This is a genomic window from Vibrio jasicida CAIM 1864 = LMG 25398, assembly GCF_000400365.1.
In the GTDB taxonomy this organism is placed as follows: domain Bacteria; phylum Pseudomonadota; class Gammaproteobacteria; order Enterobacterales; family Vibrionaceae; genus Vibrio; species Vibrio jasicida.
The window spans coordinates 99,966-114,821 of sequence record NZ_BAOG01000045.1; the positions used below are offsets into that span (position 1 = coordinate 99,966).

13 protein-coding genes are annotated in these 14,856 nt (G+C 44.9%); 3 read left to right on the forward strand and 10 right to left on the reverse strand.

The window, feature by feature from the left end; genetic code table 11:
- Nucleotides 1-145: 145 nt before the first annotated feature.
- The 7 genes from fhuB to VJL_RS13750 form a co-directional block, all read right to left on the reverse strand.
- Nucleotides 146-2,122, reverse strand: a complete 1,977-nt coding sequence (gene fhuB / locus VJL_RS13720) for a Fe(3+)-hydroxamate ABC transporter permease FhuB (protein WP_038878735.1) — start codon at nt 2,120-2,122, stop codon at nt 146-148.
- Nucleotides 2,119-2,994, reverse strand: coding sequence for an iron-siderophore ABC transporter substrate-binding protein (locus VJL_RS13725; RefSeq protein ID WP_038878737.1), 876 nt, complete (start codon nt 2,992-2,994; stop codon nt 2,119-2,121). The genes fhuB and VJL_RS13725 overlap by 4 nt, the downstream gene beginning before the upstream one ends.
- Nucleotides 2,995-3,006: 12 nt before the next feature.
- Entirely contained in the window at nt 3,007-3,771 is a 765-nt protein-coding gene (locus tag VJL_RS13730; protein WP_038872222.1) for an ABC transporter ATP-binding protein, read from the reverse strand.
- Between the two features lie 398 nt (nt 3,772-4,169).
- Complete coding sequence (locus VJL_RS13735; protein ID WP_038872220.1) at nt 4,170-4,385, reverse strand: hypothetical protein; 216 nt, start codon at nt 4,383-4,385, stop codon at nt 4,170-4,172.
- 99 nt (nt 4,386-4,484) lie between these two features.
- A complete protein-coding gene (locus VJL_RS13740) occupies nt 4,485-5,609 on the reverse strand; it encodes an HD-GYP domain-containing protein (protein WP_038878739.1) in 1,125 nt (374 codons plus the stop codon).
- 240 nt (nt 5,610-5,849) lie between these two features.
- On the reverse strand, nt 5,850-7,055 hold the full coding sequence (locus VJL_RS13745; protein ID WP_038878742.1) for an aromatic amino acid transport family protein: 1,206 nt from the start codon (nt 7,053-7,055) through the stop codon (nt 5,850-5,852).
- A 174-nt stretch (nt 7,056-7,229) separates the two neighbouring features.
- Nucleotides 7,230-8,420 carry an iron-containing alcohol dehydrogenase gene (locus VJL_RS13750; protein ID WP_038878744.1) on the reverse strand — a complete coding sequence of 397 codons (1,191 nt, stop codon included), beginning with the start codon at nt 8,418-8,420 and terminating at the stop codon, nt 7,230-7,232.
- Nucleotides 8,421-8,598: 178 nt separating this feature from the next.
- Here VJL_RS13750 and VJL_RS13755 point away from each other — a divergent pair, with 178 nt between their 5' ends.
- Nucleotides 8,599-9,096 (forward strand): hypothetical protein, encoded by a 498-nt coding sequence (locus VJL_RS13755; RefSeq protein WP_038872208.1) that lies wholly within the window; start codon nt 8,599-8,601, stop codon nt 9,094-9,096.
- Nucleotides 9,097-9,104: 8 nt separating this feature from the next.
- On the forward strand, nt 9,105-10,532 hold the full coding sequence (locus VJL_RS13760; protein ID WP_038878747.1) for a GGDEF domain-containing protein: 1,428 nt from the start codon (nt 9,105-9,107) through the stop codon (nt 10,530-10,532).
- 37 nt (nt 10,533-10,569) lie between these two features.
- Here VJL_RS13760 and VJL_RS13765 read toward each other — a convergent pair whose 3' ends face one another.
- On the reverse strand, nt 10,570-11,202 hold the full coding sequence (locus VJL_RS13765; protein WP_038878749.1) for an SDR family NAD(P)-dependent oxidoreductase: 633 nt from the start codon (nt 11,200-11,202) through the stop codon (nt 10,570-10,572).
- Nucleotides 11,203-11,491: 289 nt separating this feature from the next.
- Here VJL_RS13765 and VJL_RS13770 point away from each other — a divergent pair, with 289 nt between their 5' ends.
- Entirely contained in the window at nt 11,492-12,772 is a 1,281-nt protein-coding gene (locus VJL_RS13770; RefSeq protein ID WP_038878751.1) for an HD-GYP domain-containing protein, read from the forward strand.
- Nucleotides 12,773-12,853: 81 nt separating this feature from the next.
- Here VJL_RS13770 and VJL_RS13775 read toward each other — a convergent pair whose 3' ends face one another.
- Nucleotides 12,854-13,456, reverse strand: a complete 603-nt coding sequence (locus tag VJL_RS13775) for a 2OG-Fe(II) oxygenase (protein WP_038872201.1) — start codon at nt 13,454-13,456, stop codon at nt 12,854-12,856.
- Between the two features lie 155 nt (nt 13,457-13,611).
- Nucleotides 13,612-14,379 carry a TerC family protein gene (locus tag VJL_RS13780; protein WP_038878753.1) on the reverse strand — a complete coding sequence of 256 codons (768 nt, stop codon included), beginning with the start codon at nt 14,377-14,379 and terminating at the stop codon, nt 13,612-13,614.
- Nucleotides 14,380-14,856: the final 477 nt, after the last annotated feature.

Genomic DNA, 14,856 nt, shown 5'->3' on the forward strand with positions numbered 1-14,856 from the left:
TAACCACTGTTTTCCATAAATGCAAAAGCACAGAATGTGTTTTGCGAGCACTACTTAGTGGGTGATGAGAGCGATCACCCAGTCATAGAATTCTTATCAGTTGTCTTTGTTTGGGTTCGTCGTCTTGCCCAGTGGATTTAAACTCTTACAAACGACGTAACCCCCACATTAGGTACAGGCCCCCTATGATTGAGGCCATGAGACCTGCGGGTATCTCTTGAGGGTAAAGTACTTGCCTGCCTAGCCAATCTGCCAACAGCATTACGCCAGCGCCAATTAAAGCCGCGCACAACATATGTTGGGATGCTTTATTAAATCCAAATAGACGTGCCAAATGTGGCGCAAGTAAACCGACGAAGCTGATAGGACCGACGACCAACGTTGCACTCACAGTGAGACAAGCGACAAGGAGTAACAGAACGGCACGGGAGCGATCTACATTTAGCCCTAATGCCTTTGAAGAAGAAGCGCCAATTGGCAAAATATCCAACCATCTTACACACACAAAGCTCAAGCCGATGAAGGTCAACGCCGACACGGCCAAAGGCAGCAAGGTATCCAAAGAAACGTAATAAGTAGAGCCAGAGAGCCAAGCTAACGCCTGATAACTACGTGGATCACCGGTAGCCAAAATAAAACTCTGTATCGCATTCATCAGCGCAGTAATCGCAATACCTGTCAGCAAAATGCGCTCTGGTTGGAAGCCAGATTTTCTATTCAGTAAAACGATTACGAATATCGTAAGTAAAGCGCCGATCAAACCACCTATCGACAAAGTAACCACAGACGCGCCAACGCCAGTAAACATGGCAATAATTAAGCCAATTGCCGTACCAGAACTGATACCGATAACTTCAGGGCTGGCCATTGGATTGCCACTTAAGCGTTGAATAATGGTTCCTGCTATCGCCAACATAGCACCTGCAATCGCCGCGGCTAGGAGTCTTGGCGTTCGCCATTCTAAAAATAGCCATTCTTTAGTCGAGAAAAGCGACGTCCAACCTTGATTCTGTACAGAAACCGTACTGAAAAGAACCACGCCCGCCAGAATAATCAGAAAGGTAAAAGCGATGGCGTGTTTATTCAGCTTATTGACTCGTTCGGAGTGTCGAGTAAGCACTGTTTGGGTATGCCCTTGTGTCTTTTGCGACAACCGCGGCAGTAACCAAAGTAGGAGCGGAGCACCAAGCGCAGCCGTTGCAGCTCCCGTAGGAATAAAGCTAGCCATTAGACCGGGTAATTGCTGAATAACCAAATCGGTCAATGTCAATAACATTGCGCCGATCAACATCGATATCCAAAGCTTGTGCTTGATCTGATGAACACCAATTAAACGCGTGATTGCCGGAGCAGCTAGACCGATAAAACCGATGATACCAACCGTCGCCACCACCCAAGAGGTAATCAAAACCGCTAAACCCAGGCATACAAATCTTAGCTTTGCTAGAGATACACCTAAGCTTTTTGCTCCCTGTTCCGATAACTCCAATAAAGTTAATGGCTTAGCAAACAGAAATGCGACCAGGCCGGCAATCGCGACACGTGGGGCCAAATAGCGAAAGTCATCCCACCCACTTTGAACTAAAGAACCTGCTCCCCAAATCATCAATCCATTAAGCTTCTCGGTATTCATCATCAAAATGACCGTACTTAGCGAAGCAAAATACAAGTTAATTACCAGACCGGAAACCACAACAACGGTTGGAGACAAAGCGCGTCGCCAAGATAACAACATCACCAGCGCCATAGACGTAACACCGCCAATCAACGCAACAAGGTTGGCTGAAAAATCCAGCAACCAAGGGGCGAATAACGTCGCCAACATTAAGGTAAAATTCGCACCACTTGCGACACCAAGTGTAGTTGGTGAAGCCAGTGGATTACGCAAGACTTGTTGCATCAATACGCCAGCGACCGCCAATCCTGCGCCCGAAATAATGGTCGTGAAAACTCGCGGCCACCAGCTAAAATGCAGTAAAACCGAATCTATCGATTGAAAACTTGGTTGCCAAAGGCTTTTCAGCGCAACCGGAAATGCCGCTGTGTTGTGCAGATGAACCACACCAACAAACAGAGTAAGCGCCGAAAGTAACACCACCAGCGTCAAAGGAACGGTTTTCATTCACGTTGCTCCTTTTCTTTTTCTGCAGCCACTAAGTGCGCAAATCGAACAGCAGAAGGCATCGAACCAAAGCTCCAAACGGGAGCGACTCGCATAACGGGATGGCCTGATTGCTCAACAATGTATTGCCAGAGTTTATCACTCGCGAGTTGCTGCTCCCCTCCATGAGGAAGTGGATCTACAATGACGATCTGTGCTGAGATTCCTGCCAATTTATCAATCCCAACCATGTTAAATCCCCAACTGTTGGTTTCTTCTTTCCATGCGTTAGAGAGACCGAGCTTGGCAATCGCCTGAGAATAAAGACTGTTTTCACCAAAAACGCGTACGTGCTTGGTATCCATAAATTGAATCATCAATAAAGGAACAGAATCTGCATCTATTGTTTGCTTGAGTTTGGAAAATTGCACCTCAGACTGTGTTATTAGAGTTTCCGCCTGCGCTTCTTTTCCCAACTCCTTTCCAAAAGTACGGGTAAATTGAGTGAGTACCGACCAATCCGTAATGCCTTTACCATAGAGATCGATGGTAGTCACAGGCGCGATATCGGCAAGGCGCTCTTTCATAGCAGAGAAATAAGGCGCAATAAAAATACGATCCGGCTTGAGTTCATAAATACGTTCGATATTAGGTTGCGTCCTCAAACCCACATCTTTGGTTTGCACTGGCAACAATGGCGCTTTTACCCAAGCATCGTAATCTTGCCCTTGCGCAACCCCCACAGGCACAACACCAAGCGCCAACATGGTTTCAGTTTGGGTCCAATCGACAGACATAACTCGTTGCGAGGTTGCATCAACTGGGAAGGTTAAAAAGAGAGCCGTAAGGGAGGCTACGTGCTTTAACCAAGAAAAACGAAGTATGAAGTTCATTGTCGACTCCGCTTAGCTTGGCATTGCTACTGGATATCCAGCGGGGTGATCTGAAATACGCATTTCAATGCCATATATTTCTTTCAGCTTGGGCTCAGTGAACACTTGTTGAACATCACCTTGTGCAATCAAATCACCTTGATGTAGGGCTACGATGTGGTCACAGAAGCGAGCGGCTAAATTGATGTCATGCAGAACAATGATGACCCCTAATCCAAGCTCTCTACTTAACTTAGCGATCAAAGAAAGCATATCGACCTGATGGCTAATATCGAGCGCCGACAGTGGCTCATCAAGTAGCAAGTATTCCGTCTTTTGAGCAAGTAGCATGGCCAGCCACACACGTTGTCGCTCACCACCAGAAAGCGTGTCGACTAAACGATCAGCATATTTCAACGTTCCAGTCATCTCCATCGCTTCTTCGACTATGGTTTTGTCTTTTGCACTTAAACGCCCTAACAAACCATGCCATGGATAACGACCAAAACTGACCAAATCACGGCTAAGAATACTGTCCGTCATCGGTAAGTGTTGGGGTAGATATGCGATATGTTGTGCGAATTTTTTTGCGGAAAAATGATTAATATTGTCGCCGTGCAACAAAACATCACCGTCACTGTATGCCTGCTGCTGGGCTAACAACTTGAGAAGCGTGGATTTTCCTGAACCATTGTGGCCAACGAGCGCGTACGTTTTTCCAGTTTCAAACGTCAAATCAAATGCTTTCAACAGAGACTTTCCGTTAATATTGAACTGAAGAGCTTTGGCTTCTAACATCCCTACTTCACCTAATCCATTTAACTATCGGCATCGGTAATACGTCATTAACCCATTCACCTATCCGTTACGTTTCATTATTTTATTCAACAAAACGATTAATAAGCTTGGCTTTATATAACAGGGTAGATACAAATGCAAACCATTATTATTATCATTAGTTGATTATTTTATAAATTTAAAAGATGGTAGGGCTCGGTAATTCAGATCGAGTGTGCTCCTTGCTTATCGATAAGGAAAATAACCAAGTGACTTCAAAAAGCAGGATTCAAAACAAAGAGGGAATTTACGTTTCGAGACGATTGGGCAAGCGGCTAAGTGATAGGCACTTGCCCATAAGATGAATTACGCTGCGGCGGTGAGAAAAAGTGGATGAGGTCCGCAGCCGTTTGATGACATTAGTGACGAGCGTCAGCGCCAAATTCTACTTCTTTATAGATATCGGCCAGCGACTTCTTACCTTGTCTGTCTTTGGCTGAACGCTTCTTAGGTTGGTAATAATGCTCTTGGTCATGCAAAGCTTCTTCGTGTTCTTTTGCAGACTCTACGAATTCATCATTCGCAAGTGCTTGTTGGCGTAAGCGGTTTACTCTTTCAAGGGTTTCCCACAACATACTTCACCTCCAAACGAGTTACTGTATACATATACAGTATTGTTTATAATGACCTCCTAGTCAACATTTTGATTCCCTTCACGGTTTACTCCTCTACTTTCACATTAATCCCATGCCTGCATAATGCTCTGGGTATTTATGGATGATTTGCTTTAAGTAATCTTGATGATCACGTAAAGCGTTGACGCATTCTCTTGATAACAATCCCTGATACACAAGCTTTTCTAACTCTAATAACGCATATGGGATCGACCACGCCTGACGATATGGATGGTGGGTAGTCATCACATCGAACACATTAGCGACAGCGACAATTTTGGCCGCAATAGGAATATCGATGTCCTCCAATCCATACGGATAACCCGACCCATTTAAGTTCTCGTGTTGATATGTCATGATTTGGTGGAACAAGGTAATGCTTGGATGCACTGGGTTACCAATTCTCGCAACAATGTTATCTGCGGCTTCTATGCATTGTTCGATGTGCTCTTGTAGTCGCGATTCTTGCTCGCGAGATAAATGATGGCGACGGCAAACAATGTCGGCTGGTAAAGCGGTCTCACTCAAAGAGTGGTACCTCGCAAACATCCCAATCTGCTCCACCACTTCATCACTGAGTTGGTGACGGTCGGCAATGTGAGTGGCGATCACTTGACTGTAAAGTCCCATCCTCTTGCTATGAGAAAACACTTCGGGCGAATAGCCTGGCATCAAGCAGTGCATCCGTTCTGCAAGTATTTCGATTGCATTAACCACATTGTCCTCCGATTCCACAGCAAACTGTACCATTTCGAAATACGGTTTGAGGCCATTCAGCGCTTCTAAACTAAAGGCATTTGGTTGGATGGAGTTGAGGAACACAAAACCAGTAAAGGTTTGCTGATCATAGCAAGGGACAGCAACAGAGGAGTGATAACCGTGTTTAAGTAATGTCTGAACACGTGAGCAATGGTTGATGTCGTAGAGATCGTTAACCACACGAGGGACGGCGTTATCAGCCGCGAGACTAAGATTGTGAAGCTTGCGCAATGGCGCTTCATGATGCGCTAGACACCAAGTATCAAACTCACTTTCAGCAAAAGATTTTAGCACACCTTGCTTAGGGTGATATTTGGCAAACGACACCCTATCAATGCATGGCAAATGGACCTGCATCCTATTTTTCAATGTTTGCATTTGCTCATTAAGCGGCTTTGCAAACGGGTAAAAACTCTGGTGCGCCATACTTCACCTCCACACCCAAGTAGAGAAATACCGAAGAAAAGGCTCATTAAAGTCAGCGTATTTGATGTGATTAGAGCGGCTTTTCTCCACCTAAATTATCGACATACCACAGTCTAAGTGTACGAAATAAAAACAGTTTTCCGCCAATATTTTCACCGAATATTCTACGGTAATTTAATCCAGATCAAAAAAAACCAGTGCGCTGTAACACACTGGCTTTCGTTTTATTCACCGTTTCTATTAACCAAGCGCAGGTAGCACTCCCAGAGTAATCAATACTTGTGCCAAAACAATGCCTGTTCCTACAATCCCCGTTACCGCCAACGCACCTTGGCCTCCTGCAACGCGGTATTCACCAGTAAACTCTTCAGATCGACGTACTTTCACCACCATCACCAGAGGTAAGAAAATCGCAAGGATTGCCAACGCAATTGCAGCGTAACCTAATGCCATAATAAAGCCTTGTGGGTAAAACAGTGCAAAGCCAAGCGGCGGCGTAAAAGTTATGACAGCCGCCACCAAACGGTTTGGTTTTTCGCTATCGCCTTTGATGGTGTCACCCAAGAATTCAAACAGGCCTAAACTCACTCCCAAGAAAGAGGTCAGAAGAGCTAAGTCGGCAAATACACCAACAACACTGCCAAGATTGGACTGATGAACCGTTTGAGAAAGCTGTCCAATCAGTGCACTCAAACCACCATTTTCAACCAGTGTTTCTTGGCTTACGACGCCTAAAGTGACGATCTGCCAGAAAATGTAAATCACTAATGGAATGGTCGAACCCACAATGATCGCTTTACGTAGCGATGATGTGTCGCCGTCTAGGTAGTTCACAATCGCAGGAATACTGCCGTGAAAACCAAAAGAGGTGAAGATGACTGGAATTGCTGCAACGATAAGGCCTTGTTCAATTGGCATGCTCAATAAGTAAGATTCGGTCACATTTGGCGCAAGAAATGACAACACTGCAATCATGGTCACCATTTTAAGACCAAACAATACGCGGTTTACTTTGTCTACAGTGCCAGTACCCACTGTCACAACCATGGTTACAATAAGAGTAAAGATGATGGTTGAAGTCGAACCTGAAATATCCAGCCCAAACCACTCTGTTAGACGGTCACCAAACTGAGCACCACCACCAGCGATATAAGCAGCACACAATGAGTAAAACAAGAAAAGCATGGCAAAGCTTGCAACCCACTTGCCCTTCTGACCAAGAATTTGTTTCGCTAGAGTATGAAGAGTTGCACTGCTATCGGCATACTGATGAAGCTCCAACATCAATAGCGCGGTAAACGCCATTAATGCCCACAGACCTAGCATGATCAGCAAGGAAGTCGTGAAACCAATACCCGCAGAGGCAAGAGGAAGTGCCAGCATACCGGCACCAATTGTAGTCCCTGCAATAATCAGGGTACTACCAAACACTTTAGATCGACTCATTGTATATTTATCTTTACAGCTTAATAAGATTTATTAGCATCAGATCGGGCAACGGCACCATAAACCTAACACCATGTTCGTAATGAAGCTGATTCTGTAGGATCTTTAGAATAATATCAAGCAAAGTGTAAGGATAAAAAACCACTACTGTATATTTTAATTTACAACCATATCTTAAGTGCGAATTTCAGAAAGTAACTGAGCACATTCTTGCTCATTCATGAATTTGGGTACTGGGTAGTTCCAATGCGCTTCTTTCAAGATCAACGCCACTAACTCTTCTGTGTCCGAACTGTTAAGCACTGGTGTGTGTTTTTCGATGCCAATCACTTCATACAACTCTTCGATACGATCGAGAAAGTTTTGGGCACTGGCAGAATCGGCGCTACTTCCTAACAAGGCGTAACTCAAAGCAATCAGTTGTGGCTCTATCTCTGGCAGCGAAAACTTAAGAACCGGTAACAAAGCAAGACCATTCGCCATTCCATGAGGCAATCCATATTTTGCTCCTAAGTTATGGGCAAAGGCATGAACGTAACCTAAGCTCGCTTTGGTGAACGCTAACCCGGCATAATAAGATGCCATCGCCATTTTATGCCTTGCTTCTACGTCTTCCCCCTGTTCTACCACTTTAGGCAAATACTTAAAGATGAGTTTAATGGCTGCAACGGAGTAGGCTTTTGTTTCTTGTGATGCATTGCGGGATACATACGCTTCAACAGCGTGCGTCAATGCATCAATCCCCGTATCCGCCGTAATCTTTGCTGGTAAGCCCAACAACAGATCTGCATCCAATGCCGCCATCAATGGCACGAGTTTAGGATCCATTAACGGCGTTTTAAGGTGGGTAACGGGGTCGGAAACTACAGCGGCAATGGTCACCTCAGATCCTGTACCCGATGTGGTTGGGATAACAAATAAAGGCGCTGGTGTTCTCCAGACACGAAACAACCCCGCGAGTTTTTTGATGGGACGCTTATTCGTCACTTTAGCGGCAATCACCTTGGCACAATCCATTGCCGAGCCACCACCCAGCGCTAAAATCGCATCGCATCCGGATTCCAGATAAACATCTAAGCCACGTTCAACATGGTCATAAGTTGGGTCTGGCTTCACCTCTGAGAATACAACAACCTCTAATCCATTAGAGCTTGCGCGCTCTGCAACTTGCTCTGCCATTCCGATCTGGACAAGCCCCTCATCTGTCACCAACAACAATCGCTGAAAGCCCAGATCGCTGACCGCCTCACACAATTCATTAACGGAGCCAGAACCCGAAAATAGCGTTGGCTTTGGCAGAGGAAGAACGTGAGCGGCCACTTTGAGTCCATTGGTATAACCGCGATAGAGAAAATGTTTCAGCATACAAATTCCTTTTGTGTTTTGGCTGAGCGTATGACTTAGTCATTCTAGATGTTTTTTCAATCACTTCGAGATCGAGAGCTCACAGAATCTTGTATTTGTTTCTCTCACAGCCCAACCCGACCAAACCAATGATTATCGACTATTCTATTACTTATGTACCAACGCTTGAGGACATGCCATGGGATACAAGCTGTTTGCTCTGATGGCCTTTTCTGGCTCAGTTTTCGCGAGTTCATTAGCGAGCTTTCCAGAAAACCTCGACAGACTTGTGCTTGTAAAACAGAGCGTTATTCCGGCCAGAGATGTAGTGTTGCCACCAAACACACCCACTTTTGTGCAAGAAACAGTGAAGATGTACAACTGGACGAATCAAGGAAGAGGCACAAACCTGAGCATATATGTCCCAAAACACAAAGTAGAAGCTTATAAAAAGCACGGCCCATATACCGATGGCTTAACGGCAGTTGCGATATACGAAGAAGAAAACATTATTTTTGTCACCGAGCATCTTGCTGGTGAAGCGCTTTACGGGAGTTATGATCGGCAGGGAAACGACATATCCGATAGTCACCCCTCTCTGAGAATTGAAGCTTGCTATCGCTGTCATAACGGATACAAAGACATCTGCGTCAATGGTACTTGTGCGGTGCCCATCATTGATGTGTTTAATGAGTAATTCATATTGTGGGAACATCAATAAGAATAAAGATCTTCCTCTCGCATTTTGTTCTCGTCATTCTCATGATTGGTGCTTTGGGTTACTACAACTTTCATAACTCAATGGACACCATCATTAAAACGACGATCGTCTCTCGTGAGCAGAGTGCGAGCGCGCTAATTCATCACATCAGCGATGCGGTTCATGGCGGCAACTATGCAAACTTAATGTTGCCAAGCTTTAAAGATGAATTGGAAATGCATACGGATTTGCGTTACCTCTACGTCAACGGCCATTCCTCAGTGTCGAAAACCCCAGTGTCCGTCACTTACAATCGAAATGCCCAAGAGATTTGGCGATCCGATTATCCCCCAACTTTTGAGCAGGACTTAGATCAACGCATTGCCAGACTGACATCCGTGAAAAAAACAGGCTCACAATCGAGTGTAAAAGTGCAATACCTGCTCGCCCGACTCAACGACGCCCGTGAGCAGTACTATTTAAGTAAAGAGTTGGAAGAAGACCACACGTTGGATCTCTACCCTTGTCGGGTAATCGGAAAAAGCCACATAAGCTTTGAGAAAGACATCCTCTATATCACATTACCATTAAACGGGGACATTCAAGGCAACATTGAATTGCTTTACGACATACAGCTCGTAAGGGATATTCGAGAGGAGTTTGTTGTCGATTCTATCCGCGAAATCGTGTTAGGAATGGCGATTTCTTATCCTCTTTTATTGCTGCTTTCTTATCACATCTCTTCGCCAATCAACAACTTATCTACTTTTATGCGTCAAAATTTTGAAACCATCAGTTTGTTTCAAGTCCCTAATACCAAAAGAAAAGATGAAATCGGAGATTTAGCGCGCGCCTTTAGCCATCTTGTCGACAAAGTTGTCCGCAAAAACAGAGAACTCGATGACATGGTGAAGCACGACCCCTTAACCGGTCTGTATAATCGCCGTTCTCTTGAAGCATCATTTCGCTCATTGTGTTATCAATCGAACAAAATGTTCATCGCGTGTTTCTTTATCGATATCGATCACTTTAAGGAGTTTAATGATCATAGGGGTCACTTGCAGGGTGATAAAGCCTTGCAAAAAGTTGCGAAGACCTTGGAATCTTTCGCCGTACAAACTCACGGCTATGCTTTGCGCTTAGGAGGCGAAGAATTTGTTGTGCTTGCCCCTGTTCACGATACTAGAGAGGCGTTAGCGCGAGGCAACCAACTGCGCGGACGGGTTAAACAACTGGAAATCATTCATCATGATGAGCCGATCATCAAGTATCTAACGATCTCCATTGGTATTAGCCTTTCAGAGCGCACGCAAGCCGACATCATAGACCCAAACCGCCTGTTAGATGAATCAGACGAAGCCTTGTATGCAGCAAAAGATCTAGGCCGCGACCAAGTCGTGCTCTATTCAAACGAAAGCAGGGACAGCGCCTAAACCCAGCCCCTCAAAATCATTCGCTTAAAAGGCCGACCTAGTAAGCCAGCTCTGGATCGACACAGTGGAAGATCTCACCACTCCCCTGACCTTTTTCCAGCATCTCAAAAAGTAAACGAGCCACTTCTTGGCGGTATACCAAACCATGCACTTCTTTAGGTTCAACCAACACACCATTGCCCGTCACTTCACCATCTTTCAAGCCGCCTGGACGAATGATGGTGTAATCCAAGTCGCTGGTTTGTAGCCATGCTTCCGCTAATGACTTCTCACGCACAACACCACCAAAACCCGCTTTAGAACGGTCAGAAAGGTATTTCCAGCTATCACCACAACCAAGTGACGTCACTAGAACAAAACGCTTTAGAGAAGCCAGACACGCAGCGTCAACCAGATGTCGATGCCCAAGATAGTCCACTGGGATATCAGCACGGAAGCTACCCATGGTGCTGATGATAATGTCATCTTGATTGAGCTGTGCAACCACCGCGTTAACCTCTTCCGCAACAGTGGCATCACATGCAAACGTTGACTGACAAATCGCCTTTAATTCTGGGCTTTTGTCTGGATTTCTCGCCACACCGACAACTTCAGCACCTTTCTCTGCAAAATACTGTGCAATTGCCAAACCAAGACCACTACTTGCACCCCAAACCACCACTCTTTTCATAACTTACCTTCCACACAACAATGATAATGAGAATACTTTACATCACTAATTGGTGGCTTTTCAAAGGAAGTCAATCGAACACCTAAAATTCTTTCTAAATCAATACGTAGTTCAAAGAACTGAACGATACTTTCCCCCTAGTGATGAAATTTACGTGCGACAACCAGTATTATTCCCGCCATAACTATAAACACATCCTATGCTCGTCATATTTGCTATCAGTTCGCTGCTGCATTCCCTTAAAACTAGAAAAATGAGCATAGGGAAAACAAAAACGTCGGTATTTACCATGTCGGTTTTAACAAAGAATCAGGCTTATGATTCGTCGAGTAATCACGAATTTGAAGTCGATCTAAAACAAGCCCTTATCTGGGTGGCGCGTGCGTTAGATTACGTAGGCGTCGACGATTCTCACCACAGCCATCGGGTGGCTTACATCGCATACCAATGCGCTCTCGCTTTAGGTTGGGATAATCACCAAGCCGAGTTCTGTTACTTCGCAGGAATGGTTCACGACTGTGGCGTCTCAGAAACCCGCGAGCACATGATGTTGCTCGAACAGCTCGTCCCTCAAGACGCCAAAGCCCACTGCATTCGTGGTTACCACACACTTAAGCAGTGTCGCTTGCTGGCACAATTCGCTACTCCGATTCTTTACCATCACACGCATTGGGATGAGTTGGAACAGATTGATATTCCCTCTTTCGAAAAAAACGTCGCCGCATTACTCTATCTCGCGGACCGTTTAGATTTTATGCGCGCCCACTACGTCATTAACTGCCATAGTGATCTTGTCACTTTACATGAAGAACTGATCGCGGAATGTGTCTTGGTTAATGCCGGTACTTTGTTTCATCCCGAAATGTGCCGTGCCATGGTCAAACTTATCATGACAGACGCGTTTTGGTTCGCCATGGAATCAGAACACATCGAAACTATTGGTATGCAGTTCGAAAATATCGATTGGCTGCAAAAGCAATTAAGTATCGAAGATCTCACCAGTTTAGGACTTTTCCTTGCAAGAATTGTCGACGCAAAAAGTTCTTTCACCTATCAACATTCACAAAAAGTGGCGGAACTGTCTCGTTACTTAGCGAAGAAAATGGGATTGGATGAACACGAGCAAGAGATGATTTTTATTGCGGGATTGGTTCATGATATTGGCAAGCTCAAAACCCCTGATGAGATCCTTCACAAAGAAGGCCCACTAGACAAGCAAGAATACACACGCATCAAGCGCCATACGATTGATACTGAACTTGCTCTGCACAAAGTATTTCCGAATGCCAAGATTGCCGAGTGGGCTTCCAACCATCATGAGCGGTTAGATGGTTCAGGTTACCCTTATCATAAAACGGCGGAAGCTTTGGATGTGCCTTCTCGTATCATTGCCGTTGTCGATGTCTTTCAAGCGCTTTCTCAAGATCGCCCATATCGAGGCCGTATGACATTACAAGAAATCGCAATCATCATGGGTGAGCAAGTAGATTCGGGAAAACTCTGTACCGAAGTCTATCAGGTGTTATGGTCCAACAGGCAAGCGTGTTATGAGCTCTCAGTAGGTATGTAACGCCGAGCGTTCTAGACAAACCAAACAACAAAGGGACACCAAGTGGGTGTCCCTTTGTCTTCTTGAAATCAATGAAACCGCTTAGTGAGCGATATCAAGCTGGTTGTCTTTCACACCATTAATGCGGAACCAACCTGCAATGCTAAAACGCTCTGCATTTGTCGGTAACACTTCGTGAGGAAATTGCTCTGATAAGAATACAAACAAGCGACCAGAACGTGGTGGGATCGTCGCAATCACGTTGTCATTCAAATCATAAACCACCAACTCGCCAGCATCTTCTTCGCTCCACGATTCATTCATGTAGAACACGGTGGTTAGACGGCGATTTTCATTGCCTTTAAAACAGTCAAGGTGTTTTTGGTAGAAATCACCTTTCTCATATTTCGCAAAATGCGCTTCGTACTCAAACAAACCGAGATAGAAGTAACGGTTTGCTTCTAAGCGAATCGCTTCCATCTTGTCTAAAAATGAGGTTACTGCCGAGCCCATGTCACGCTTCAACCATTGAATCTTATCACTACGAATCGATTCAACACGTGTCACATCGTCGTTACGACCAATACGTGCTTTCTTCCAATTGTCTGGAATACAGTCACGCAGCTCAGCCACTTCTTCTTGAGAAAGGAAATCATCCCAGATGTAGTATCCGTCCGTCGATAACGCATCGATCAGTTTGTTCATTCTATTTCGTTCACTTGTAAGAGTTAGGGCGGTCTATATAAGAAATTCGTGCTACAACAACAAATTCCATTTTTAATCGACACGACAAACCCTTGCTTTTCCTTATGTCCAGACGTAAAAAAGCCGCTCAGGAGAGCGGCCAGTTTTGAGTTCGATTATCGCACTTGCAATGCAATTGAACGAGGTCGAATTGGACGAATTCGTTGAATCATTGGGCGTTGTTTTTTCTTAAGTTGGATATGACACATTTCCAACACTAAACCAAACGCCATCGCGAAATACACGTAACCTTTGTTGATGTGAATAGCAAAACCTTCTGCCATCAACAGACCACCTAGCAAAACTAGGAACAGTAGAGCAAGGGTCTTAAAGCCGGGGTAACGCGTCACTAGGTTGTTGATTTTCTCCGCCGTTAACACCATCACAATCGCTGACGAAATGATCGCTGCCACCATGATTGGTACTTCGCTCGTTAGACCAACCGCAGTAATCACCGAGTCCATCGAGAACACAGCATCAACCGCGACAATCTGAAGCAGAACCACAGCCAGACCAGTACGAACATGAGTCGAGTGACCGTGCTCAGTATGCGTTAACCAACTCCACAACTCTTTCAAGCTTTTCGCCAGTAGGAATGCACCACCCGCAATCATAATCAAATCACGACCAGTAAACGCGTAGTCACTGAAGCTGATTAACGGCTGAGTAAGCTGCATGATCCAAGAGATCGAGAACACCAAAACAATACGCGCCATCACCGCTAGGCCAATACCTAGATTTCGGGCAAGTTTACGCTGGTGTTGTGGTAATCGTTCACACAGAACGGAGATGAATACGACGTTATCAACGCCTAAGACTACTTCAAGAGCAAACAAAGTAGCGAAGATAGCCCACGCTTCTGGTTGCATGAAAAGTTCTAACATGAGTACGCCTCCGGTGATTGGAAGTCATACAGTGAATTGTTCAGTCGACTAAAGGGGTCGTCCATTAAGTTTTTAAAACCTCTGTTACTTAGGAAACGCGAGTAAATCACCTCCTCCAGTTGTACGCAACCCCTTATTTTGTCAGGCTTGTGTAAAGCATCTTTCGTCCTCTAAGGGATATAAGCCATACTCACCCTATCAAGTGCCGAGTTGAGCCAAACTATTACATCGAACACGAAAAGAAACGCCTCTTTTTGCGTGCTTCAACAATCGTAAAAAAATGTTTCATAATAATATTTTGATATACTGAGACAAATCACACGAGTTTGGGTCTGTTGACCTTTCGTGATGATTGTTGCAGCAGTTTGTAGGTGTTTTATACAAGGCAGAGGCTTTGATATGTAGCTATTCTACCTGATAAGCCGATAACGCAGTAGAAAGCACCTACAAACGCTGCCCAAAGGGTTCGGCTAAAAG

Bases quoted from the DNA above. Each gene is read 5' to 3' on its own strand.
- fhuB (WP_038878735.1), bottom strand. From the start codon at position 2,122: ATGAAAACCGTTCCTTTGACGCTGGTGGTGTTACTTTCGGCGCTTACT.
- VJL_RS13725 (WP_038878737.1), bottom strand. From the start codon at position 2,994: ATGAACTTCATACTTCGTTTTTCTTGGTTAAAGCACGTAGCCTCCCTT.
- VJL_RS13730 (WP_038872222.1), bottom strand. From the start codon at position 3,771: ATGTTAGAAGCCAAAGCTCTTCAGTTCAATATTAACGGAAAGTCTCTG.
- VJL_RS13735 (WP_038872220.1), bottom strand. From the start codon at position 4,385: ATGTTGTGGGAAACCCTTGAAAGAGTAAACCGCTTACGCCAACAAGCA.
- VJL_RS13740 (WP_038878739.1), bottom strand. From the start codon at position 5,609: ATGGCGCACCAGAGTTTTTACCCGTTTGCAAAGCCGCTTAATGAGCAA.
- VJL_RS13745 (WP_038878742.1), bottom strand. From the start codon at position 7,055: ATGAGTCGATCTAAAGTGTTTGGTAGTACCCTGATTATTGCAGGGACT.
- VJL_RS13750 (WP_038878744.1), bottom strand. From the start codon at position 8,420: ATGCTGAAACATTTTCTCTATCGCGGTTATACCAATGGACTCAAAGTG.
- VJL_RS13755 (WP_038872208.1), top strand. From the start codon at position 8,599: ATGGGATACAAGCTGTTTGCTCTGATGGCCTTTTCTGGCTCAGTTTTC.
- VJL_RS13765 (WP_038878749.1), bottom strand. From the start codon at position 11,202: ATGAAAAGAGTGGTGGTTTGGGGTGCAAGTAGTGGTCTTGGTTTGGCA.
- VJL_RS13770 (WP_038878751.1), top strand. From the start codon at position 11,492: ATGTCGGTTTTAACAAAGAATCAGGCTTATGATTCGTCGAGTAATCAC.
- VJL_RS13775 (WP_038872201.1), bottom strand. From the start codon at position 13,456: ATGAACAAACTGATCGATGCGTTATCGACGGACGGATACTACATCTGG.
- VJL_RS13780 (WP_038878753.1), bottom strand. From the start codon at position 14,379: ATGTTAGAACTTTTCATGCAACCAGAAGCGTGGGCTATCTTCGCTACT.